Raw genomic sequence first — 21,199 nt, forward strand, 5'->3', positions numbered from 1 at the left:
GGCAGGCCCCCTTCCACTGCATGGCATCAAAAACAAGAGCAAATTCAGAGGGGTAAAAAAACCGTTTCACGCAGATTCCACTAGGACCTCATGCTATGGATGAAATAGCAAAATACGCCTGCTTGCCCGCTGCTGCCAGCCCCCGCCCATTCCGCGCCGCGCGCCCCTTGCGGCCAGGCCATGAACCAGCGCCATGAAAAAAGAACGCCACGTCAGCCAGACGCCCGCCACCGTCTGGCTGCGCCAGCACGGCGTGCCCTACACCGGCCACGCCTATGACTACCAGCCCCACGGCGGCGCCCTGCAAGGCGCGGCGGCGCTGGGGCTGAGCGCGCACGCCGTGATCAAAACCCTCGTCATGCAAGACGAGCACGCCCGCCCGCTCATCGTCCTCATGCACGGCGACCGCAAAGTCTCCACCCGGCAGCTGGCGCGGCAAATTGGCGTCAAAACCGTGCAGCCATGCGAGCCTGCCGTGGCCGAACGCCACAGCGGCTACCAGGTTGGCGGCACTTCGCCTTTTGGCACGCGCCGCGCCATGCCTGTGTATGTCGAGCAAAGCATCCTGGAGCTGCCCCAAATCGCCATCAACGGCGGCCGCCGTGGCTTTATCGTGCAAATCAACCCGCAGGCCTGCGTGCAGGCGCTGGGCGCGCGGCCCGTGCATTGCGCCATCAGCCTGGACGAATGAGCCTGTTTTTGAATTTCATTTTCTTTGCATTTATTTTTCGCATTTCTTCGCATCGCATATGACTGAAAATGAATCATCCCGCCTGGAGTTTTTTCGCGGCGCGCGGGAAAGCGCGCCCATGCTGATTGGCCTGCTGCCTTTTGCCATGATTCTGGGCGTGCAAGGCGGGCAAAAAGGCATGAGCTGGCTGGAAATGCTGCTGATGACGGGAATGAATTTTGCCGGCGGCTCCGAATTTGCCGCCGTGAATTTATGGGCGCATCCGCAGCCCATATGGCTGATCGCCACCGTCACATTCATGATCAATTCGCGCCACATACTCATGGGCGCGGCGCTGGCGCCTTTTCTGCGCGATATGCCATTGAAAAAAGCGCTACCCGCCCTGTTTTTCATGTGCGATGAAAGCTGGGCAATGGGCCTGGCGGAAGTGCGGCGGCGGCAGGCGCTGGGGCTGCCTTCGTTCAATTTGCCGTTTTACGCGGGCGTTTGCGCCATTTTGTATTCCACCTGGATTGTTTTTGCGACCCTGGGCGCGGCGGTGGGGCCGCTGTTTGGCGACGTGGCGGCCTGGGGCTTTGGCATGGCGTTTCCCGCTGTTTTTCTGGTTTTGCTTCGCGGCATGTGGAAAGGATTTTCAGCGGCGCTTCCCTGGCTGGTGAGTCTGCTCGTGGCGGCGCTGACTTACCGGCTGGCGCCGGGCGCGTGGTATGTGCCGGCGGGGGCCTTGTCGGGCCTGGCGGTGGCGTATTTCCGCAGCGGTTCAAAATGATTTCGCTCGAATCCTTTCTGGTTTTTCTCAGCATGCTGGGCGTGACTTATTCCACGCGGCTGATGGGTTTTTTCGCCTTGCGCAATCGCACATTGAGCCAGCGCGCCGCCAGCGTCATGCAAGCCGCGCCCGGCTGCGTGCTGATTGCGGTGATCGCCCCTTATTTCGTTTCCGACAAGCCGCACGAGCTGATTGCCATTGCGCTGACGGCGGCGGCCGCCAGCCGCCTGCCCATGCTGCCCACGGTTTTGCTGGGCGTGGCTTCATCCGGCCTGCTGGGGCATTGGATGAAATAGCGTTTGAAAGCGCGGCAGAGCAGCCCGCCGCCCGACAATGCGGGGGTGATGGCGCGCGGGTTCGTGATTGCGCCTGCCGCGCTTGCCGGTTTCTTTGACTGTTGCTTTTTGCCACGATGCCTGCCGCTTCCCCAAACGTTTCTTCTGCGCTGCTTTCCCAAGGCGCCCGCCCGGCCCGTTTTTCAGCCCGCTTCTGGCAGCTGGCGCATCCTTTGTGGCTGTGCCCGTTCAGGCCGATGTTCGCGCTGGCGATGCTCTCCGGCTGGGGGCTGATGGCGGCCTGGGGGGCTTTTCTGTTTTGGGGCTGGCCGCTGCCTGCGGTGGCGGGCGGGCCGTTTGTGTGGCACGCACACGAGTTGCTGCTGGGTTTTACGCTGGCGGCGGCGGCGGGTTTTGCGTTGACAGGCGTGCCTGAATTCACGGATACGCCCGCCTTTGCCGCCGCGCCGGTGCGCTGGCTGGCGGGGCTGTGGCTGGCGGGGCGGGTGGCCTTTTGGTGCAGCGGCTGGTGGCCCGTGGCGGCCCTGGCGGCCTCGGCGTTGGCGCATTTGGCTTTCATGGCACTGCTGCTGGCGCTGCTGACGCCCCGGCTGTGGCGCGCGCCGGAGCGCAGGCATCTTTCATTCGCCTGGACGCTGGCGCTGATGATGGCGGCCACGGCCGGCTTTTATGCCGATGCCTTGCGCGGCGAGCCGCCCATGCGCTGGCTGCATGGGCTGCTGGGGGCGCTGATGGTGCTGATCATCGTGGCGATGAGCCGCATTTCCATGAGCATCGTCAATGCCAGCATTGACGACAGCGAGGCGGCGCGGCGCGCCGTGGAAAGCCGCCAGCAAGACCCGGAATACGAGGCCACGCGCGAAACGCGCCGCTACCTGGCCCGGCCGCCGCGCCGCAATCTGGCCATGCTGGCCATTGCCCTGTTTACCGCCGCCCAGTGGTGGGAGCCGGGCGCGCGCACCAGCGCCTGGCTGGCCCTGGCCGCCGCCTGCGCCGTGCTGAACCTGATGGGCGACTGGCACGTAGGCCGCCCGCTGCTGCGCCCCTGGCCGCTGATGCTGTATGCGGCTTACGCCTTCATGGCGGCGGGCTACGCGCTGACGGGTGTGGGGTTGCTGACGGGGCTGCCGCCGAATGCGGGGCTGCATTTGCTCACGGCAGGGGCGCTGGGGCTGTCGGTTTTTGTGGTGATGTGCATTGCGGGCTACACGCACAGCGGGCTGGAAAAAAACGGCCGCCCCTGGGTGCTGGCGGGCGCGGCCCTGGTGGCGGCCAGCGCCGTGCTGCGCGCCTGCGCCTACGCGCTGGATGCCACGGCGCTGCTGATGGGCGCGGCCGCCCTGCTGTGGTGCGCCGCCTTCGCGCTGATGAGCTGGCGCATGCTGCCCGTTTTCTGGCGCCCGCGCGCCGACGGGCAAGGCAGCTGCGATGGCGTGCTGGACACGCCGCAAGAGGCCGCTTTTGCGTCTGCGGGTTCAGCGCCGCAATCTCCATGATGGAGTCACGGGTTTTGGCGCGCCGCTCTCTGTATGGCGCGCGATGTTGCGAGACAGTCGCATCTGCGGCAAGGCAAATGATGCGCATGCGCCATAGAATGGGCGCTGAAACCGGGCCTGTCTGTCCGGTTTCGTTTTTCCACAGAAAGGACTATTCATCATGACCAAAACCGCCTTGCGCGCTCTCGCTGCCGCTGCTTTGATGGCAACCGCCGGCTTCGCCCATGCTGCCTGCGACGTCACCGTTGAAGCTGGCGACAACATGAAATACAACACGAAGGAAATTGCAGTCGATAAAAGCTGCAAGGAATTCAAGGTGCACCTCAAGCACGTGGGCAAGATGAACAAAGGCTCCATGGGCCACAACCTGGTCATCACCAAGACCGAAGACATGAAGGGCGTGATCGGCGACGGCATCAAGGCCGGCGCTCCTGAATACGTCAAGCCCAACGACGAACGCATCGTGGCCCACACCAAGATGCTGGGCGGCGGCGAAGAAGACACCATCACCGTGGACATATCCAAGGTCAAGACCGATGGCGACTACTCCTTCTTCTGCTCCTTCCCCGGCCACAGCAGCGTGATGAAGGGCAAGCTCAAGTTCTCCTGATCGCAGGCTGAGCTTTCCATCTCGCTCCCGATGAAAAACGCCCGGCTTCATGCCGGGCGTTTTTGTTGGCGCAAGCGGAGCGTCTGGCTGCGGGGCAGGGCGGCCTCCTCGTTCTGGTTCACTTTTGCCTCCCCCGCTTTTTCTGCACCCCTTTGCTGGCGGGCAAGCTCTGATCAGGATTCTAAAAACAGGAGCAAATTCAAACCCTTGAAAATGGCTTCAGCGCCCGCTCCACTAGGACATCATGCTATGGAACAAAGAGCAAAAACGGCCTCTGCTGAACCCATTCACGTCCAGGGCGCGCGCTGACAGCGCCTTCAGCGCAAAGCCACGCTGCGCAGGGCCGAGACGGCGCCTTGCCCGATGGCCGCACCCAGGCGGCGCGTCAGGCGCTCGAACACCTTTTCTTCCGGCGTGTAGTCCACCAGCTCCTCGGCCTTGACCACTTCGCGCGCCACGCCGTCCACGCTGCCCAGGCTGTCGGCCAGGCCCATGTCCACCGCCTGCTCGCCTGTCCAGAACAGGCCGCTGAAGGTGTCGGCCGTTTCCTTCAGGCGCTCGCCCCGGCCCTGCTTGACGGCGGCGATGAACTGCCGGTGTATCTGGTCCAGCAAGGTTTGCGCGTGCTGGCGCTGGGCGTCGCTCATGGGGCTGAAAGGGTCGAGAAAGCCCTTGTTGCCGCCCGCCGTCAAAAGCCGCCGCTCGATGCCCAGCTTTTCAAGGCTGCCAGTGAAGCCAAAGCCGTCCATCAGCACGCCAATGCTGCCCACCACGCTGGCCTTGTTCACGTAAATCTTGTCGGCGGCCGAGGCAATGTAGTAGGCGGCAGAAGCGCAGGTGTCTTCCACCACCGCGTAAACCGGCTTGTCATGCAATTCGCGCAGGCGGCGGATTTCGTCGTACACCAGCCCGGCCTGCACCGGGCTGCCGCCGGGCGAATCAATTTGCAGAACCAGCGCCTGCGCGCTTTCATCTTCCATCGCGCTGCGCAGTGCGGGCAGCAGCTGTTCGGCATTGTTTTCGCTGTCGCTGGAAATTTCGCCCCGGATGGAAATGACCGCCGTGTGCGGCCCCGCAGGCGCAGCGTTTTGCGACTGGCTGATCATCACGGCCGCCAATCCCGCGACAAGCAGCATCCATAGCAGCGTTTTGATCACGCGCCAGCGCCGCGCGGCCCGGCGCTCACGCGCGTCAGCCAGCAGCAGCTTCTCCAGCGCCCGCCTCTCCCATTCCGGTGAACGCGAGAGGATTTCGGTATCCGTTTTCATTGAAAGCCTTGAGAGTGAGCGAAAGCGCGGCAGTATGCCAGCCCGCCCGGCTGGCAAAAGCGGGGGCCGAGCTGCCTGCTTTTTTCAGGACCTGTTCATGATCTAGCCGTGAGAGGCAAAAGTGCTGAATCGGAATGGGCCGCAAGGCGCAAACGGCAGAAGAGCTTCGTGGCCCATTGAGAGATTCGCAATGTCCACGAACGTTTGTGGTTACGCTTTTTTCTCCGGGTCGTTTTCAAGGGGCCTGAATGCGCGCCTTCTTCTTGTTTGATGCGGCAGCCCGCCATGCCAGAGCGTGAAGCCTGGAGAAATCCGCTACAATCTCGCGCTTTACTGCCTACGCTGCAAGGCAGACGGGTGATTAGCTCAGCGGTAGAGCACTGCCTTCACACGGCAGGGGTCACATGTTCGATCCATGTATCACCCACCACATCACTCAGGCGCCTGGCTTTGCGGCCAGGCGCTTTTTTTGTGGCCCAGCGCCTGCTCTTTCAAGCTGCCCATGCCCCGCCGCTTTGACCTCATCTGCTTCGACTGGGACGGCACCCTGTTCGACTCCACCGCCCTCATCGTCCGCGCCATCCAGCAGGCCGTGGCGGATGTGGGCGGACAGCAGCCCAGCCGCGAAACCGCCGCCTACGTCATCGGCATGGCGCTGGCGCCCGCGCTGGCCCATGCCGCGCCTGATGTGCCGCCCGAAAAACACCCGCTGCTGGCCGAGCGCTACCGCCAGCACTACCTGGCGTGCCAAAACGACATCAGCCTCTTTGACGGCGTGCGCCCTCTTCTGGCCGAACTGAAGGCGCGCCACCACTGGCTGGCCGTGGCCACCGGCAAAAGCCGCCGGGGGCTGGATGGCGCGCTGCGCCTGGCCGGGCTGCAAGCGGCCTTCGACGGCTCCCGCACCGCTGACGAAACCGCAGGCAAGCCCAGCCCGCTCATGCTGCACGAGCTGATGCGCGAATTCGGCTGCGACCCCGGGCGCACGCTGATGATTGGCGATACCACGCACGATCTGCAAATGGCCCGCAACGCCGGCTGCTGCGCCGTGGCGGTGAGCTATGGCGCGCACGACAGCCCGGCTCTGGCCGCATTGGAGCCGCTGCATATCGCCCATTCCGTCTCCGGCCTGCGCCGCTGGCTGAGCCAAAACGCCTGACGCCGCCTCATGAAAAGCGGAGAGCGCTGCCTAATTCAGCTCCTATATCAATAGCGTTATGTCCTAGAGGACAATGCGCTAAACGGCATTTTGGCCCCTTTGAATTCGCTCTCTTTTTTAATGCTTTTCAGCCTGCGCGGCCAGCTGTTCCAACCGGGCCTGCGCTTGGGCAGTGAGAACCTGTTCAAAGTCTGTCTGTAGGCGCGAAAAATGCGGCTCCGGGTGGCCTGCCGCGTTGCAAATCTTCGCTGGGCCACAAGGCTCATCTGCACCTTGCAGCCCATCTCGAACCACACTTTTGCCCCTGACGGCCGGACTCCGAACAGGTTCTGAAAACGGGTTTCACGCTTGAATTGCCGCCTTCGCGCCTTCCCTTGTGAAATGCCTGCCTGCCCCCATTTCGCGCGGCATGCAACAGTTTCACGGCACCACCATTCTCAGCGTGCGCCGCCAGACTCCCGAAGGCTGGCAGGTCGCCCTCGGCGGCGACGGCCAGGTCACGCTCGGCAACATCGTCATCAAAGGCTCCGCCCGCAAAGTGCGCAAGCTCCATCACGGCAAAGTGCTGGCCGGCTTTGCCGGCGCCACGGCAGACGCCTTCACGCTGTTCGAGCGCTTTGAGGCCAAGCTGGAAAAACACCAGGGGCACCTCACCCGCGCCGCCATCGAACTCACCAAAGACTGGCGCACCGACCGCGTGCTGCGCCGCCTGGAGGCCATGCTGGCCGTGGCCGACCGCGAAGCCTCGCTCATCATCACCGGCAATGGCGACGTGCTCGAACCCGAGCAAGGCATCGTCGCCATCGGCTCCGGCGGCCCCTATGCCCACTCCGCCGCCAAGGCGCTGCTGAACAACACCGATCTGGGCGCAGAAGACATCGTGCGCAAATCGCTGGCCATTGCGGGCGAGCTTTGCATCTACACCAACATGCAGCACACCATCGAAACGCTTTGAATTCGCTCCTGGTTCCATAGCGATATACCCAATAGACACGTGCGCCAGAGGCTCTTTTCAGCCTCTGGATCTGCTCTTCTTTCTGAACCGAAGCCGCTGCGCTTCACCTCTTGTCCACAAGCTTTGCCATGTCTTCCATGACCCCGCAGGAAATCGTCTCCGAGCTGGACCGCCACATCGTCGGCCAGCAAGATGCCAAACGCGCCGTCGCCATTGCCTTGCGCAACCGCTGGCGCAGGCAGCAAGTGCCTGAAAAGCTGCGCGCCGAAATCACGCCCAAGAACATTCTCATGATCGGCCCCACCGGCGTGGGCAAAACCGAAATCGCCCGCCGCCTGGCGCGCCTGGCCAATGCGCCCTTCATCAAGGTGGAAGCCACCAAATTCACTGAAGTGGGCTACGTGGGCAAAGACGTGGACTCCATCATCCGCGACCTGGCCGAAATGGCCGTCAAGCAAACCCGCGAGCAGGCCATGCGCCAGCACCAGGCCCGCGCGCAAGACCTGGCCGAAGAGCGCGTGCTCGATGCCCTGCTGCCCGCCGCCCGCCCGGCTGACGGCGACGCCGCCAGCGAAAGCCACGCCGGCAGCCGCCCCGACAGCGCCACGCGCCAAATCTTTCGCAAAAAACTGCGCGAAGGCCAGCTTGACGACAAGGAAATCGAGCTGGAACTGGCCCAGCCCGGCCAAATGCTCGAAGTCGTCGGCCCGCCCGGCATGGAAGAAATGGCCGAGCAAATCCGCTCCGTCATGAGCCAGATGGGTGCGCCGCGCCTGAAAAAGCGCCGCGTGCGCATTGCCGAAGCCATGCGCCTGCTCACCGAAGAAGAAGCGCAAAAACTGCTGAACGAAGAAGACATCCGCGCCGAAGCCGTGCGCAACCTGGAGCAAAACGGCATCGTCTTCATCGACGAAATCGACAAAGTCGCCTCGCGCGGCGAAGGCGGCGGCACGGCCGACGTCTCGCGCCAGGGCGTGCAGCGTGATCTGCTGCCGCTGGTGGAAGGCGCCACCGTCAGCACCAAATACGGCATGGTCAAAACCGACCACATCCTCTTCATCGCCTCCGGCGCCTTTCACCTGGCCAAGCCCAGCGACCTGATCCCCGAGCTGCAAGGGCGCTTTCCCATCCGCGTGGAGCTTGGCTCGCTCACCGTGCAGGACTTTGAAGCCATCCTCACTCAAACCCACGCCAGCCTCGTGCGCCAATACCAGGCCCTGCTGGAAACCGAAGGCGTCACGCTCGACTTCCGGCCCGAAGGCATCGCCCGCCTCGCACAAATCGCCTGCGACGTCAATGAATCCACCGAAAACATCGGCGCACGCCGCCTGGCCACCGTGATGGAGCGCCTGCTCGACGAAGTCAGCTTCGCCGCCACCAGCTTGCAAGGCCAGACCATCACCATCGACGCCGCCTACGTGAACGAGCGCCTGGCCGCCCTGAGCAAAGACGAAGACCTCTCGCGCTTCATCCTTTGACCGCGCCCAGGGCGCGCGCCGCTCTGATATCAGGCTGTTCATGCACTTTGGGCAGTGCGTCTTCAAGGTATGCCCCAAGCGCTGGATTGAGGAGAGGGCTTTTGCCTGGCTGAATTGCTCACGCAGGCTTTCCATGGACTATGGAGTTGTGTTGCTTCTGATGAGCGCCCGCACAATCCAGCGCTTTCAGTCCATCTCCCCGTTCCATGCCCCAGCCTTCCGACATGCCCGCTGCCCAGGCCGCCGCCCTGCGCGAGCAGCTCAACCGCGCCGCCTGGCAGTACTACACGCTGGATGCGCCGCAAATTCCCGACGCCGAGTACGACCGCCTGTTTCGCGCGCTCCAGGCGCTGGAGGCAGCCCACCCCGAATTGCGCACGCCCGATTCGCCCACCCAGCGCGTGGGCGGCGCCGTGCTGGAAGGCTTTGCGCCCGTGCCGCACCGCGTGCCCATGCTCAGCATCCGCACCGAAACCGACACCAGCCCCGCCGGCGCGACCGCGTTTGACGCCCGCGTGCGCCGCGAGCTGAAGCTGGCCGACAACCTGCCGCCCGTGGCCTACGTGGCCGAGCCGAAGTTCGACGGCCTGGCCATCAGCCTGCGCTACGAAAACGGCGTGCTGGTGCAAGCGGCCACGCGCGGCGACGGCGCCACGGGCGAAGACGTCACGCAAAACATCCGCACCATCAGCCAAATCCCGCTGCGCCTGCTGGGCAGCGCCCCGCCCGTGCTGGAAGTGCGCGGCGAGGTGTACATGCGGCGCGATGACTTCGAGGCGCTTAACGAACGCCAGCGCGCGCGCATGGCCGCTGGCGAAAAAACAGCCAAGCCCTTCGCCAACCCGCGCAACGCCGCCGCCGGCGCGGTGCGCCAGCTGGACCCGCGCATTGCCGCGCAGCGCCCCTTGAGCTTTTACGCCTACGGCCTGGGCGAAATCACGCCGCCCGAAGCTGGCGGCCCCGCCTTTGAAACCCACTGGCAAGTGCTTGAGCAACTCAAAGCCTGGGGCTTGCCGGTGTCAGAGCTGGCGCGGCAGGCGCGCGGCGCTGCCGATCTGGCCGCCTTTCATGCCGAAGTGGCCGCGCAGCGCGACAGCCTGCCGTTTGACATTGACGGCGTGGTCTACAAAGTGGACTCGCTCGCGCAGCAGCGCCAACTGGGCTTTGTCACGCGCGAGCCGCGCTGGGCCGTGGCGCACAAATACCCCGCGCAAGAGCAAATGACCACCGTGCTGGCCATCGACGTGCAAGTGGGCCGCACCGGCAAGCTCACCCCCGTGGCCAAACTGGCCCCCGTCTTCGTCGGCGGCGTCACCGTCACCAACGCCACCTTGCACAACGAACTGGAAGCGCGCCGCAAAGACGTGCGCGTGGGCGACACCGTCATCGTCCGCCGCGCAGGCGACGTCATCCCCGAAGTGGTGAGCGTCGTGCCCGAGCGACGCCCCGCTGGCGCGCCCGAATTCACCATGCCCGCCCAGTGCCCCGTGTGCCACAGCCAGGCCGTGCGCGAAGAAGGCGAAGCCGATCACCGCTGCACCGGCGGCATCTCCTGCCCCGCCCAGCGCAAGCAAGCCCTGTGGCACTTTGCCAGCCGCCGCGCCATGAACGTGGAAGGGCTGGGCGACAAACTGGTCGAGCAGCTCGTGGACAGCGGCATCGTCCAAACCCTGCCCGACCTCTACAAACTGACCGAACAAAACCTCGCCGCGCTGGAGCGCATGGGCCAGCGCTCGGCCCGCAACCTGCTGGCCGCGCTGGAGCGCTCGCGCCAAAGCACGCTGGAGCGCTTTCTCTACGCCCTGGGCATACGCCACGTGGGCGAAAGCACCGCGCGCGACCTGGCCCGCCACTTCGGCGCGCTGCAAAGCGTGATGAACGCCAGCGAAGACGAATTGCTGCAAGTGCCCGATGTCGGCCCCATCGTCGCCCACAGCATCCGCACCTTCTTCGCCCAGCCGCACAACCGCGAAGTCGTGCAGCAGCTGCGTGAAGCCGGCATCACCTGGCCCGAAGGCCCGGCCGCCGCGCAAACCGCGCAAAGCGGGCAAGCGCAAACACTGGCAGGCCAAACCTTCGTGCTCACCGGCACGCTGCCCACCTTGAGCCGCGACGAAGCCAAAGCCCTGCTCGAAGCCGCCGGCGCCAAAGTCAGCGGCAGCGTGAGCAAAAAAACCAGCTACGTCGTCGCAGGCGAAGAAGCGGGCAGCAAACTGGAAAAAGCGCAGGCGCTGGGCGTCACCGTCATCGACGAAGCCGCCATGCGCGCCCTGCTGGCGGGCGGCTGAAAGCGGCCCTGCACGGGCGAGAAAAGCGGCCGGGGCAGGGCGGAACATAGAGGTTTTTTGCTCTTGTATCCATAGCATGACGTCCTAGTGGAACCTGCGCGAAACGGCTTTTTAGACCCCTTTAATTTGCTCCTGCTTTTGATTCCCTTTGATGCGCTTCCTGCCGCCGCGCCTGTGCCGCAGGCATGGCCTATGGCTCCTGAATCAGTTCTTGCAAAAAGCCGGGCGCAAAACTGTCGGCGACCACGGCGGCCAGGCGCTCGAACACCTCATCCAGCGGCCGGGCGCGCGCGCCAAACAGGGCGCGCAGCACGGCGGGGTCTTCAAACAGGCCGTGCAGGTACACGCCCAGCACGTTGCCAGCGGCGTTTTGCCAGGCCATGCCGGCCATGAGTTCGCGCGCCATCTCGCCACGCGCGGCCAGGGCCGGATGCGGCGCGGTCTGGCCGCAGTGAATTTCGTAGCCGCTGGCCTGCACGCCGCTCAAGGCGGCCCAGGGGCCTGACACCGCGCCAAAGCGGCAGCAGACGCGGCGCACGGTTTTGCGCGGCGCGAAAGTGGTCGCCAAAGGCAGCAGGCCCAGGCCGGGCACGCTGGAGCTGTTGCCTGAATCGCCGCCCGGGCCGCCGCTTTCCACGCCATGCGGGTCGCGCAGCTCGGCGCCCAGCATTTGCAGGCCGCCGCAAATGCCCAGCACGCGGCCGCCCGCGCGCGCATGGGCGGTGATGGCCGCGTCCAGCCCCTGCGCGCGCAGCCAGGCCAGATCGCTGGCCGTGGCTTTGCTGCCGGGCAGCACGATCCAGTCAGCGCCTTGCAGCTGCGCGGGCGCGCGCGCCCAGACCAGGCGCAGGCCGGGCACGTTTTTCAGGGGCTGGAATTCATCCAGATTGCTCAGGCGCGGCCAGGCGATGACGGCCACCGTCAGCGGCGGCGCGCCGGCGTGCCCGCTGCCGGGCGGCGCGCAGCGGTCGTCAAACACCCCGTCTTCTTCGGGCAGGCCGTGCTGGCGCTGCATGGCAATGGTGGCCACGGTGGGCACGCCCGTCAGGCATTCGAGCTGCTGCGGCGCGGGCGCGAGCAAGGCGGCATCGCCCCGGAATTTGTTGAGCACAAAGCCGCTGATGAGCGCGCGGTCGGCCTTGGGCAGCAGCGCCCAGGTGCCGTAAAGATGGGCGAAAGCGCCGCCCCGGTCCACATCGGCCACCAGCAGGCAGCGCGCGCCAGCGTGGCGGGCCACGCGCATGTTCACGATATCGCGCGGCATGAGGTTGATTTCGGCGGGCGAGCCTGCGCCTTCGATGACCAGCACGTCGTTTTCGGCCCGCAGCGCATCCAGCGCGGCGGCAATGTGCGGCCAGGCCACGGCCCCGCGCTCGCGCCAGGGCAGCGCCGTCAGCTGCGCGCTGGCCCGCCCCAGCAGCACGGCCTGGCTGCGCGTATCGGCCTCGGGCTTGAGCAGCAGCGGGTTCATGCGCACATCCGGCACGGCGCGCGCGGCCAGCGCCTGAAAGTACTGGGCCGAGCCGATTTCGCCCATTTCCGTGCCCATCTCTGCCGCGCCTGTTTCCGTATCGCTGGCTGCCAGGCCCGCCACCACGCGGGCGTTGTTGCTCATGTTCTGCGCCTTGAAGGGGGCCACTTTCAGACCCTGGTTGGCGTAGTGGCGGCACAGCGCCGTGGCCAGCCAGCTTTTGCCCGCGCCGCTGCTGGCGCCCAGCACCATCACGCAGCGCGCCAGCCGCAGGCGCTTGGAGTCTTGCTTGCTCATGGGAGCGGGAGGCTACCGCATGGCGGTGCGCCAGCCGCCGTACGGTTGGCAGCTCCATCGTGCCTGAAGCTTGCGCGTGTGTTGGGGATATCACGATAAATAGCGGAGGCACCCCCTGTAATCACCCTAGTAGCGCGCCGCAAGCCAAATCCGTAGGATCGGCTGATCTGTTTCAATCACATGAGTGCGGGCAAGCGTCATGAGCTATTCGTCTATTTTTCCTTCGCTACAGGCTGGCATCGGTAGTGCGGCTGGCTGGCCTTCCTCTGGTGGTTTGCGGCGCGAGCCTGGGGCCGCTGATGCGGCGGCCCGGTTCGGCTTCCACGCAGAAGCCGGGGCGGCGCGCGTGCTGTCGGCGCCGCCTTCCAGCGGCGAGAGCGTGGCACAGATGCAGGCCCGTTTCGTCGCCTGTTTGTTCGAGCCAAGCTGAAACGGCTGCCTGCCGTGGAGTCGCCCCGCCCGCCCCTTACGCTGCGTTCCCAGCCAGATTGGTCTGGCGCGGCAGAGGTTTTGATTGAAGGCTGCGCCCATTTGCCGACGCAAGATGAGCGCGTGCGCTGGCTGGAGCGCGTGTGTCTTTCATTGGGTGATTCTCTCTATCCGGCTTTCTTGCGCGTGTTGTGCCTGATTGGCGAGCAAGGCGACGCAAACGCGCAGCGCGTAGTGGCCGAAACGCTGGTGCATGCTCTTGAAAGCGGCCGCCTGCCATCAGGGCGGCATGCGGCTTGGGGGGCGACCTCATTGCATGCAGCGGGGTTTCGCGCGATGGATCCAATTGAATATTTATGCGCCTGGCATGCCCAGCCGGATGGACGCGGCGCACTGAATGCCACAGCTTTTGACCGCAACGCAAGGGCATTGCTGGGGCTGGTTTCCCATAGTGATTTGGCGCGCCGCCTGTATTGCGCCAAGATCAGGGCGGATGCCGAGGATCCGCTGGATGGCTCTTGGGCGCGCAACATCCGCCAGGCACTTCGCGCCATGGCAGATTGCTGGGAAAAAACCGGCGGCCTGCCGCCAGCGCGCGCTGCGGCAGAGGCTTCAGATGCGTTTCTCTCTGCGCTTCGGCGCAACGATGGCAAAGGCAGTGGCTTGTCGCAGCTGGTCAGCGAATGGAATCCGATGCGTTGAAAGGCGTTGCCGCCGCCGTGGCGGACCCGGCTGCTGCGGCAGGCGAGCGATCCAGCACGCTGATGCCGCCTTCGCTGACACCCAGCAGATAGTCCACATTGGCATGACGCACAACCACCAGCCGTTCATGTCCGCCTAGCGAAACAGCCTGTAGCACCCTGGGGGCTGCAACGCCTGCTGATGCGCCATGCGCCTGCATGCCGCGTTTGAGCAAACGCAGAAATATCCATGCCAGAGCCAACACGAAGGCCAATGCGGCCAACGTAACCAGCAAATCCAGGAGGAAACTGCCGGAAGGATCAGAAGAAGGGTTCATGGTTTAGGGGTTTCCAAAGACTGACTTCGAACGCGTTGCGGAGACAGCTTTTTTCATCAATACAGAATAAATGTGGGCGTTTGTGCCTGATTGAGACAGACCGCTGCACTCAAACACCGGTGGCGCGAGAGCAGGCTTTTCAGTTTTCGAAACCTGATCCATCCAAAAGCGGGAATTGCCGGCTTCACATCCTTCAGGAAGCAGAGCATTGCTGCCTTGAGTCAGGCGCGTTCAGCATGGGACGCTTCATGCTTTGAGTCGAGCGAAGCCATGAAAGCAGATTGAAATGGGCAAGATGCAGGCGGTTCGCAGTCTTATTTCGCTATTTTATCGATAGCAATACGTCCTAGTGCAAACTGCGCGGAGCGGCATTTTTGACCTTTGTATTTGCTCCTGTTTTTGCTGACGTATTGAAGGAGAGGGCGCGCGCAGTTAGCTTGAAGGTCATGCGTCATCTGCCGACTACGCCAGCCCGCTTTGAGGCTAATTCCAAGTGTGTGCTGGAAACCGCTGGAGAAGCTATTTCGCCAAGCAGACCGTGAACAGAACTCCTGGCGAGCACATGCGGTCTGCACAGCTTTTGTGAACAAGAGCGATCAGGCTGTTTTGGGCATGGGGGGACGCGGGCGTTTGCGGCGGCGGCCTGGCTGGGCTTCATCCGTTTCGGCGGCAGGTTGCGGCCTGTAGCCATAGTCCGTCAAGTCTTCGCCAGGCGGCGTGCGGCGCTTGGATTTTTGCTCTTCGCTGGGCGGGCTTATCAAACCGCTGGCAATGGCTTTAAGTTCCCTGCGCACATCTTGTGCCCAAAGGATGATGGTGGCAATGATGTCGAAAAGCTCGGCTGGAACGATGTCTCCCGTTTCCACGTCAGCCAGCAGTTGCCGCGCCAGCTTGACGTTGCGCAGCACCGGCACGCCGGACTCTGCTGCCGCCCGCCGCATGGCCAGGGCGTCGTCATCTTCGCCTTTGGCAATCACGGTGGGAACCGGGCAGCGTTCGCGGTCATAGTCGATGGCAATGGCCACGTGCGTTGGATTGACCACCAGAACGTGCGCGTTGGCGGCAGCATGCGAAGCGCCTTGCTGCGCCCATTCGTGCTGGATTTGCATGCGCTGCTGCTTGACGTGCGGATCGCCTTCGGCATCTTTCACTTCCTGGCGGATGTCGCGCATGCTCATGCGCATTTTCTTCATGAATGAATAGCGCTGCCATGCGGCGTCCATGGCGGAAACCAAGACAAATGAGCCGACGGCCCAGGCTACCAGCGTCCAGCTCGCATTCCACAGGGCTGATCCTATGGAGCGAGCGCCGCCGTGCACTAGCTCTGGCAACTGAGGCAGGATGGTCTTCATGCTCAGCCACGCGATCACTCCCACGACCGCGGTTTTCAGTATGGATTTGACGAATTCCACCAAGTTGTCCATGGAAAAAATTCGCTTGAAACCCTTGGCGGGGTTCATGTTTTCCATTTTTGGTTTGAGCTTTTCGATTGTCAGCACAGGGCCAGCCTGTAGAAATTCGATCAGCACGCCCACAATGGCAACAGGCATGGCCACCAGCCCTACCAGCACCAGCAGCGTTTGCAAGGCCATGTATCCTAGCCGGGGGGCAGCCGCGCTGAAGGGTTCATGCACCACGGCAAAACTGGCATCTACCAGCGCTGAAAGCCTGCCGCCTATCAGCGGCAGGGCCATGGCCGCCAGCGCCAGCAGCACCAGCAGGCCAGCGGTGGAAGTGACATCCTTGCTTTTGGAGATATCTCCTTTTTTGCGGGCATCCTGAAGCTTTTTGGGTGTCGGCTTCTCTGTTTTGTCGCCGCTGTCATCAGATCCGGACATACGTGAAACTCTAGAGGCTAAAGAAGGAAGAAGGCGGGCGCTTGTGCTTGTGGCTTCAAGGCCTGCATAGTCTGTTCGAATCAGCTTGCTGACGTCAAAGTAGATGTAACGAATACCGTTGGTTCAAGCCCACTGTTTTGCAACAAAAGCCTGAAGCCGGGCACGAGGCAGACCGAGACGGCCTTATCGTTCACTGCGCATAAGACACAGTGACATCGATGCTTAACTTGATACGTATGCATAACAATCACATGAAATTTGTTGCAATCTAACCAGCGCCAGCGGCAATACTCCAATGTTCAGATCAAGTGCACTTGCCATATGAAGGGACTTCACAACACAGCCAGCAGAGCCAATCGCACATGGTGGCGATGTGCCGCCACTCTAGCGGCTTGCTTGGTTGCGACGGGGGCCAATGCTGCGGTTCCGCAGCAAAAAGAAGCCTCACAAAAATCATGCGGGACGGGATGGGATCAATTGCTTGCGCCTGCACAGAGGGAGGAAGCCGCGCGTGAGCGAGGGTGCGATGTGCGGCTTGTTGCTGCGCCCGTGCCACAGGCAGAACAACTGGCGGCATATGAGCGCACTTTGCTCAATGGGCCAAGCGGCGCACTGGCTGCGCCAGCCAAGCTCGGCAAGCAACGTGTGGATCGGCGATACCGGCAAACAGGACCTGTGGCGGTACGCACTTCTTCTAGCGGCGCAGGGGCGGCTGTCGCTCTTTCTCCGTTGATTGACAGCGCTGCTCGTGCTCACGATATTGATCCGCTGCTTCTGCATGCTATTGCCCGCGTCGAATCCAGACATAACACAGGCGCGGTTTCTCATGCCGGAGCGCGCGGAGTCATGCAGGTCATAGTGCCTACCGCCGCTCGTTTTGGCGTCAGCAGCGCGCAGGCGCTGCATGACCCGCAGGTTAATTTGCTTGTCAGCGCCCGCTATCTTAAAACTTTGCAAATGCGCTTCAATAATCGCCTGCCGTTGGTTTTGGCTGCTTATAACGCTGGGGAGGGTGCGGTTGAGCGCTATGGCGGGCGGATTCCGCCTTATCGTGAAACCCAAGGATATGTCCGCCAAGTTTTGGCGGAATATGCGTTGCTGCGCAGCTTGGCCAGCCAGTCCGCTGTGCCACAGTGAGTGGGAGAGATTTCTCCGTGAGTCTTGCCAGTTATTTCCAGTCTGCTGCGGCCAACAGTAAAAGCGGCAGCCCCTTGTCCCGATATACCGACATAGCCCTGGTAGCAGGCATTGTGGCCATCATCGCATTGATGATCGTGCCATTGCCTAATTGGGCCATCGACATTCTGGTTGCCGTCAATATTTCCGGAGGCATTTTGCTTCTGCTGCTGGCAATTTATATTTCAAGTCCACTGGAGTTTTCGGTATTTCCCAGCGTTTTGCTTATCAGTACATTGTTCAGGCTGGCATTATCAATTGCCACGACGCGCATGATTCTTCTACATGGCGAGGCCGGACATATTATTCAAACTTTCGGGGACATGGTGGCGGGAGGCAACTTGGTGGTGGGGCTGGTAGTGTTTCTCATCATCACGGTGGTGCAGTTCATTGTCATTGCCAAAGGTTCGGAACGCGTGGCTGAAGTGGCTGCGCGTTTTTCACTGGACGCCATGCCTGGCAAGCAAATGTCCATCGATTCCGATCTGCGTTCAGGCTTGATTGACAAGGACGAGGCCCGCCGCCGCCGCCGTATGCTGGAAAACGAGAGCAAGCTGAATGGCAGCCTTGACGGCGCCATGAAGTTTGTTAAGGGCGATGCCATTGCGGGCATCATCATCATCATTATCAACTTGCTGGGCGGGTTGACTATTGGCGTTTTGCAGCAGGATATGACGTTGAGCGATGCCACCGTCAAATATTCCATTCTCACCATTGGCGACGGCATGGTGTCGCAGATTCCAGCTTTATTGGGCGCCATGTCTGCCGGTCTGCTGGTTACGCGCACGACGGATGACGAGCATGACAAGCACTTGGGCGATGCCATTGGCCGCCAGCTCACGGCCAAACCACGGGTGCTGCTGATGGGCGGCGGTTTGTGCGTGCTGTTTTCGGCTGTGCCAGGTTTCCCGACTGTTGTATTTATGGCGCTTGGGCTGGCTTTTTTTGCTGCAGGCTTCATGCTGACGCCTTCGCTGCGGGCGCGGTGGGAAAAGCTGGCGCAACCCACCTTGTCTGCAGTCATGCGCCGTTCGCCCACGGCTCCAGTGTTGATGAGCGCAGAAGCCGTGCAGGTGCGCCCGACGGTGCCCTTGTTGCTGGAAGTGCCGGTTGGACGGCTTGATGCGCAGGAAAGCCATTCATTGCTGGCTGGACTGGAGGGGGTGCTTGATCATTTTCAGTTGAACTTGGGTATGCGCCTGCCACGCATAGACGTACATGCCATGCGGCCAGATGAAGATAAGCCAGCTGTTTGGCGATTGCTGGCTTATGAAGTGCCCATTGCGGAAGGTGAATTGCAGCAGGAAGATACGGTACCGTCTCTGGTGAATGAGGTGCGCGAGTCTTTACGTCGACATGTCAATTTGTTCATGGGTACACAGGAGGCCAATTTGCTGCTGACCCGTGCGGCCATTGATTTGCCTGACGTGGTCAAGGAAACGCTGCGGGCCTTGCCTTTGGCGCGCGTGGCGGAGATATTGCGGCGCTTGGTTGAGGAAGAGGTGGCAATCCGCAATTTGCGGGATATTCTGGAGACTTTGGCGGATACCGCTCAGAGGGAAAAAGACGTTTATGCACTAACGGAGCTGACACGCATTGGCCTCAAGCGCCAGATTTCGCATCGCTATGCGCCGGATGGGCATTTGCGCGCTGTCTTGCTTGAGCCGGCGCTGGAGGAAATGCTCAGGAATGCCATTCGGCATAACAGCGGGGCGCAGCAGCTGGCGCTTGATCCGCTGGAAATGTCGCGCCTGATGACGCGCTTCCGGAATGTGGTGCAGGTTTTCAAGCCTGCAGCGATCGTGACGGCTGTGGACATACGCCGCCATGTACGCAAGCTGATTGAGCAAGACTGCTTTGATGTTCCCGTGCTGAGCTACCACGAGCTGCTGCCATCTCTGCAACTGGAGGCGCTACATCGCGTCAGCACGGAAGACGCTCCCTTGTTGGAAGCGGGTTCATAAGCAAATGCGCATATTTGTAAAATAAAGATCGCGTGTTTGGATTTCATATGTTTACAGGAGAGTTCATGGGTTTCATGCAACAAGGAAAAGCAACAAAGATCAATGCTGCCCGGCATTGGGCTGCCGCTCTGGCGCTGGCAGGTGCAGCTTGGGCAGGCGCGGGAGCGGCGTGGGCTGCATCTATTCCATTTGAAGGGCGTCAGGTTGAGATGACAGCACGGGAGCAGCCGGTAGCTTCCTTTCTGCAGGATTTTTTTGGCGCAGTGGACATTCCTGTGGCGGTCAGCTCAGGCGTCAGTGGCGCTATCAATGGCACCTTCCAGGGGCCTGCTGATCGCGTGTTCAACAACATCCTGCGCTCGTTTGGTCTGATGGCTTATTACGACGGCTCAGTTGTGCATGTTTTCACTCCCAGTGAAATTTCTACTCGAACCTTCCCTTTGAGTAGTGACAATGCGCGCACGGTTATCAAGACAGCTCAGGAAATGCAGTTGGTCGATAGCCGCAATACGCTGCGAGTCGGGCAGGGCGGCTCCCTGATTGCCACAGGCGCCAAGCGTTTCGTGGAAATGGTTGACGAACTGGCCACGGGACAGAAGAAGCAGACTGATGCACTTGCTCCTTTGGGCTTCAAGGTTTATTACCTGCGCTATGCATGGGCACAGGACGTAACGTCCCAGTATGGCGGCAAGGTGGTTGTGATTCCGGGCGTGGCCAGTATCCTGCGCTCGCTGCTGACGTCACAAACACAGCCTCAGGTGCTGGGCATGCGTGAGCAATATCTGCGTCCTACCGTGCCCGGTCTGCGTGGCCGAGGCATGGCCAATCAAGGCACTTTGGGGGCGGAAGGCGCCAGCCCTATGCTCGCGTCGGCAGACACTGTGCGGCGCGCTTGGGGTTCTGGGGGCGGCATCAATGTGACGTTCAACGAAACGGGAAATGACTTGGCTCCTCTGGTTACGCTGCCAGGGCAGGCTCGCGTGGAGGCGGATGCGAGACTGAATGCCATCATCGTGCGCGACGCGCCCGAACGGCTGCCGTATTACGACGAACTCATCAAATCGCTCGACGTGGAGCCGCAAGCCGTAGAAATCGAGGCCACCATCATCGACCTCAACACCGACCGTTTGCGCGAGCTGGGCATCAACTGGCGCTGGACGGATGATCGCGCGTCATTCCTGTTCGGCAATGGCACTGCCAGCGATACCCTGCTGCATGGCACCACGGCAACGGGCAGCATTACGCCCCAAGGCACCGGCGGGTTCTTGTCATTGGTGCTGGGCGGACGCAATCAATTTGTGGCGCGTATCAACGCCTTGCAGCAGCAGAAGGCAGCGCGCGTTGTATCCAGCCCGCAAATCATGACGCTCTCCAACGTAGAAGCCCTTTATGACACAACCAAGAGTTTCTATGTCAAGGTGCAGGGCCGCAATGAAGTGGATCTGTTCCGCGTAGAGGCTGGCACGACGCTGCGCGTCACGCCTCATGTGTTCAAGGAAGGCAACGACGTTCGCATCAAGCTGCTGGTGCAGATTGAAGACGGAGATTTTGACTTCGAGAGATCAGTGGATACCATGCCTACGGTGAACCGTTCGGCGATCAATACCCAGGCGCTTATCATGGCGGGCGAGAGTCTGCTGATCGGCGGCATGACGCGCGAAAAGTCCAGTGAAGGCGTCACCAAGGTGCCTTTCCTGGGGGATATTCCTGTGCTGGGCAACTTGTTCAAAACCACCGAACGCGGCGGTGAACACAAGGAGCGCTTGTTCCTGATTTCGCCCCGCCTGGTTCCGGCGCGCCGCGCCTTGTCCGGTACGGCTCCTGTCGGGCCGCAGCGGCCTGGCAACGCCGTTCAGGCGCCTCCCATGCCTGAGCTTGAACCCAAGCCGGATACGGCGCAGGAGAAAAAGGACGAGGCCGCCGCGCCGAAATCCAGATTCCTCATGCCCGCCAGCGGCGAAGCATCCATTGGTCAAACCTACTGACGTTCTACCAA

General features: G+C 62.2%; 17 protein-coding genes and 1 tRNA gene. 14 read left to right on the plus strand and 4 right to left on the minus strand.

From position 1 onward, the window contains the following. Nucleotides 1–193 precede the first annotated feature (193 nt). The 5 genes from QB898_RS07490 (at nt 194) to azu (ending at nt 3,862) form a co-directional block, all read left to right on the plus strand. The gene (locus tag QB898_RS07490; protein WP_050715681.1) at nt 194–691 is read left to right on the plus strand and encodes an aminoacyl-tRNA deacylase; all 498 of its coding nucleotides are present in this window, start codon (nt 194–196) and stop codon (nt 689–691) included. Between the two features lie 58 nt (nt 692–749). Next, entirely contained in the window at nt 750–1,460 is a 711-nt protein-coding gene (locus QB898_RS07495) for an AzlC family ABC transporter permease (RefSeq protein WP_279524443.1), read from the plus strand. Next, on the plus strand, nt 1,457–1,756 hold the full coding sequence (locus QB898_RS07500; RefSeq protein WP_279524444.1) for an AzlD family protein: 300 nt from the start codon (nt 1,457–1,459) through the stop codon (nt 1,754–1,756). The genes QB898_RS07495 and QB898_RS07500 overlap by 4 nt, the downstream gene beginning before the upstream one ends. Nucleotides 1,757–1,872: 116 nt before the next feature. Beyond that, complete coding sequence (locus tag QB898_RS07505) at nt 1,873–3,252, plus strand: NnrS family protein (protein WP_279524445.1); 1,380 nt, start codon at nt 1,873–1,875, stop codon at nt 3,250–3,252. Nucleotides 3,253–3,412: 160 nt separating this feature from the next. Next, nucleotides 3,413–3,862, plus strand: coding sequence for an azurin (gene azu, locus QB898_RS07510; protein WP_279524446.1), 450 nt, complete (start codon nt 3,413–3,415; stop codon nt 3,860–3,862). Nucleotides 3,863–4,179: 317 nt separating this feature from the next. Here the strand turns inward: azu and QB898_RS07515 are convergent, their stop codons facing one another. Next, nucleotides 4,180–5,130 (minus strand): S49 family peptidase, encoded by a 951-nt coding sequence (locus tag QB898_RS07515; RefSeq protein ID WP_050715685.1) that lies wholly within the window; start codon nt 5,128–5,130, stop codon nt 4,180–4,182. 355 nt (nt 5,131–5,485) lie between these two features. On the opposite strand from QB898_RS07515, the gene QB898_RS07520 reads away from it, so the two are divergent. The 5 genes from QB898_RS07520 (at nt 5,486) to ligA (ending at nt 11,010) form a co-directional block, all read left to right on the plus strand. Then, nucleotides 5,486–5,560 (plus strand) — tRNA-Val (locus tag QB898_RS07520). A 72-nt stretch (nt 5,561–5,632) separates the two neighbouring features. Then, complete coding sequence (locus QB898_RS07525; RefSeq protein WP_050716539.1) at nt 5,633–6,289, plus strand: HAD family hydrolase; 657 nt, start codon at nt 5,633–5,635, stop codon at nt 6,287–6,289. Nucleotides 6,290–6,698: 409 nt separating this feature from the next. Next, a complete protein-coding gene (gene hslV / locus QB898_RS07530; protein ID WP_050716540.1) occupies nt 6,699–7,244 on the plus strand; it encodes an ATP-dependent protease subunit HslV in 546 nt (181 codons plus the stop codon). A gap of 128 nt (nt 7,245–7,372) precedes the next feature. Beyond that, nucleotides 7,373–8,722, plus strand: coding sequence for an ATP-dependent protease ATPase subunit HslU (gene hslU, locus QB898_RS07535; protein ID WP_102283136.1), 1,350 nt, complete (start codon nt 7,373–7,375; stop codon nt 8,720–8,722). A gap of 206 nt (nt 8,723–8,928) precedes the next feature. Further along, entirely contained in the window at nt 8,929–11,010 is a 2,082-nt protein-coding gene (gene ligA / locus QB898_RS07545) for an NAD-dependent DNA ligase LigA (protein WP_279524447.1), read from the plus strand. A 190-nt stretch (nt 11,011–11,200) separates the two neighbouring features. Here ligA and QB898_RS07550 read toward each other — a convergent pair whose 3' ends face one another. Beyond that, nucleotides 11,201–12,778 carry a cobyric acid synthase gene (locus QB898_RS07550; protein WP_279524448.1) on the minus strand — a complete coding sequence of 526 codons (1,578 nt, stop codon included), beginning with the start codon at nt 12,776–12,778 and terminating at the stop codon, nt 11,201–11,203. Between the two features lie 552 nt (nt 12,779–13,330). Here QB898_RS07550 and QB898_RS07555 point away from each other — a divergent pair. After that, complete coding sequence (locus QB898_RS07555; RefSeq protein WP_156304112.1) at nt 13,331–13,909, plus strand: hypothetical protein; 579 nt, start codon at nt 13,331–13,333, stop codon at nt 13,907–13,909. Here the strand turns inward: QB898_RS07555 and QB898_RS07560 are convergent. Both QB898_RS07560 and sctU read right to left on the minus strand, forming a co-directional pair. Continuing rightward, nucleotides 13,884–14,225, minus strand: a complete 342-nt coding sequence (locus tag QB898_RS07560) for a flagellar biosynthetic protein FliO (RefSeq protein ID WP_082203229.1) — start codon at nt 14,223–14,225, stop codon at nt 13,884–13,886. The two genes, QB898_RS07555 and QB898_RS07560, sit on opposite strands and share 26 nt — an antisense overlap. Before the next feature lie 596 nt (nt 14,226–14,821). After that, nucleotides 14,822–16,063 (minus strand): type III secretion system export apparatus subunit SctU, encoded by a 1,242-nt coding sequence (gene sctU / locus QB898_RS07565; RefSeq protein WP_279524449.1) that lies wholly within the window; start codon nt 16,061–16,063, stop codon nt 14,822–14,824. A gap of 396 nt (nt 16,064–16,459) precedes the next feature. Here sctU and QB898_RS07570 point away from each other — a divergent pair, with 396 nt between their 5' ends. From QB898_RS07570 to sctC, 3 genes are all read left to right on the plus strand, one after another. Then, nucleotides 16,460–17,200, plus strand: coding sequence for a lytic transglycosylase domain-containing protein (locus QB898_RS07570; RefSeq protein ID WP_279524450.1), 741 nt, complete (start codon nt 16,460–16,462; stop codon nt 17,198–17,200). Nucleotides 17,201–17,217: 17 nt separating this feature from the next. Further along, nucleotides 17,218–19,203, plus strand: a complete 1,986-nt coding sequence (locus QB898_RS07575) for an FHIPEP family type III secretion protein (RefSeq protein WP_279524451.1) — start codon at nt 17,218–17,220, stop codon at nt 19,201–19,203. A 65-nt stretch (nt 19,204–19,268) separates the two neighbouring features. Continuing rightward, on the plus strand, nt 19,269–21,188 hold the full coding sequence (sctC, locus tag QB898_RS07580) for a type III secretion system outer membrane ring subunit SctC (protein ID WP_172674049.1): 1,920 nt from the start codon (nt 19,269–19,271) through the stop codon (nt 21,186–21,188). Nucleotides 21,189–21,199 lie beyond the last annotated feature (11 nt).

The organism is Ottowia cancrivicina (assembly GCF_029813755.1).
In the GTDB taxonomy this organism is placed as follows: Bacteria; Pseudomonadota; Gammaproteobacteria; order Burkholderiales; family Burkholderiaceae_C; genus Ottowia; species Ottowia massiliensis.

Coding starts and splice junctions, on each gene's coding strand:
- QB898_RS07560 (WP_082203229.1), bottom strand. CDS start 14,225: ATGAACCCTTCTTCTGATCCTTCCGGCAGTTTCCTCCTGGATTTGCTG.
- hslU (WP_102283136.1), top strand. CDS start 7,373: ATGTCTTCCATGACCCCGCAGGAAATCGTCTCCGAGCTGGACCGCCAC.
- sctC (WP_172674049.1), top strand. CDS start 19,269: ATGGGTTTCATGCAACAAGGAAAAGCAACAAAGATCAATGCTGCCCGG.
- QB898_RS07515 (WP_050715685.1), bottom strand. CDS start 5,130: ATGAAAACGGATACCGAAATCCTCTCGCGTTCACCGGAATGGGAGAGG.
- QB898_RS07550 (WP_279524448.1), bottom strand. CDS start 12,778: ATGAGCAAGCAAGACTCCAAGCGCCTGCGGCTGGCGCGCTGCGTGATG.
- ligA (WP_279524447.1), top strand. CDS start 8,929: ATGCCCCAGCCTTCCGACATGCCCGCTGCCCAGGCCGCCGCCCTGCGC.
- QB898_RS07525 (WP_050716539.1), top strand. CDS start 5,633: ATGCCCCGCCGCTTTGACCTCATCTGCTTCGACTGGGACGGCACCCTG.
- QB898_RS07505 (WP_279524445.1), top strand. CDS start 1,873: ATGCCTGCCGCTTCCCCAAACGTTTCTTCTGCGCTGCTTTCCCAAGGC.
- sctU (WP_279524449.1), bottom strand. CDS start 16,063: ATGTCCGGATCTGATGACAGCGGCGACAAAACAGAGAAGCCGACACCC.
- azu (WP_279524446.1), top strand. CDS start 3,413: ATGACCAAAACCGCCTTGCGCGCTCTCGCTGCCGCTGCTTTGATGGCA.
- QB898_RS07490 (WP_050715681.1), top strand. CDS start 194: ATGAAAAAAGAACGCCACGTCAGCCAGACGCCCGCCACCGTCTGGCTG.
- QB898_RS07500 (WP_279524444.1), top strand. CDS start 1,457: ATGATTTCGCTCGAATCCTTTCTGGTTTTTCTCAGCATGCTGGGCGTG.
- hslV (WP_050716540.1), top strand. CDS start 6,699: ATGCAACAGTTTCACGGCACCACCATTCTCAGCGTGCGCCGCCAGACT.
- QB898_RS07495 (WP_279524443.1), top strand. CDS start 750: ATGACTGAAAATGAATCATCCCGCCTGGAGTTTTTTCGCGGCGCGCGG.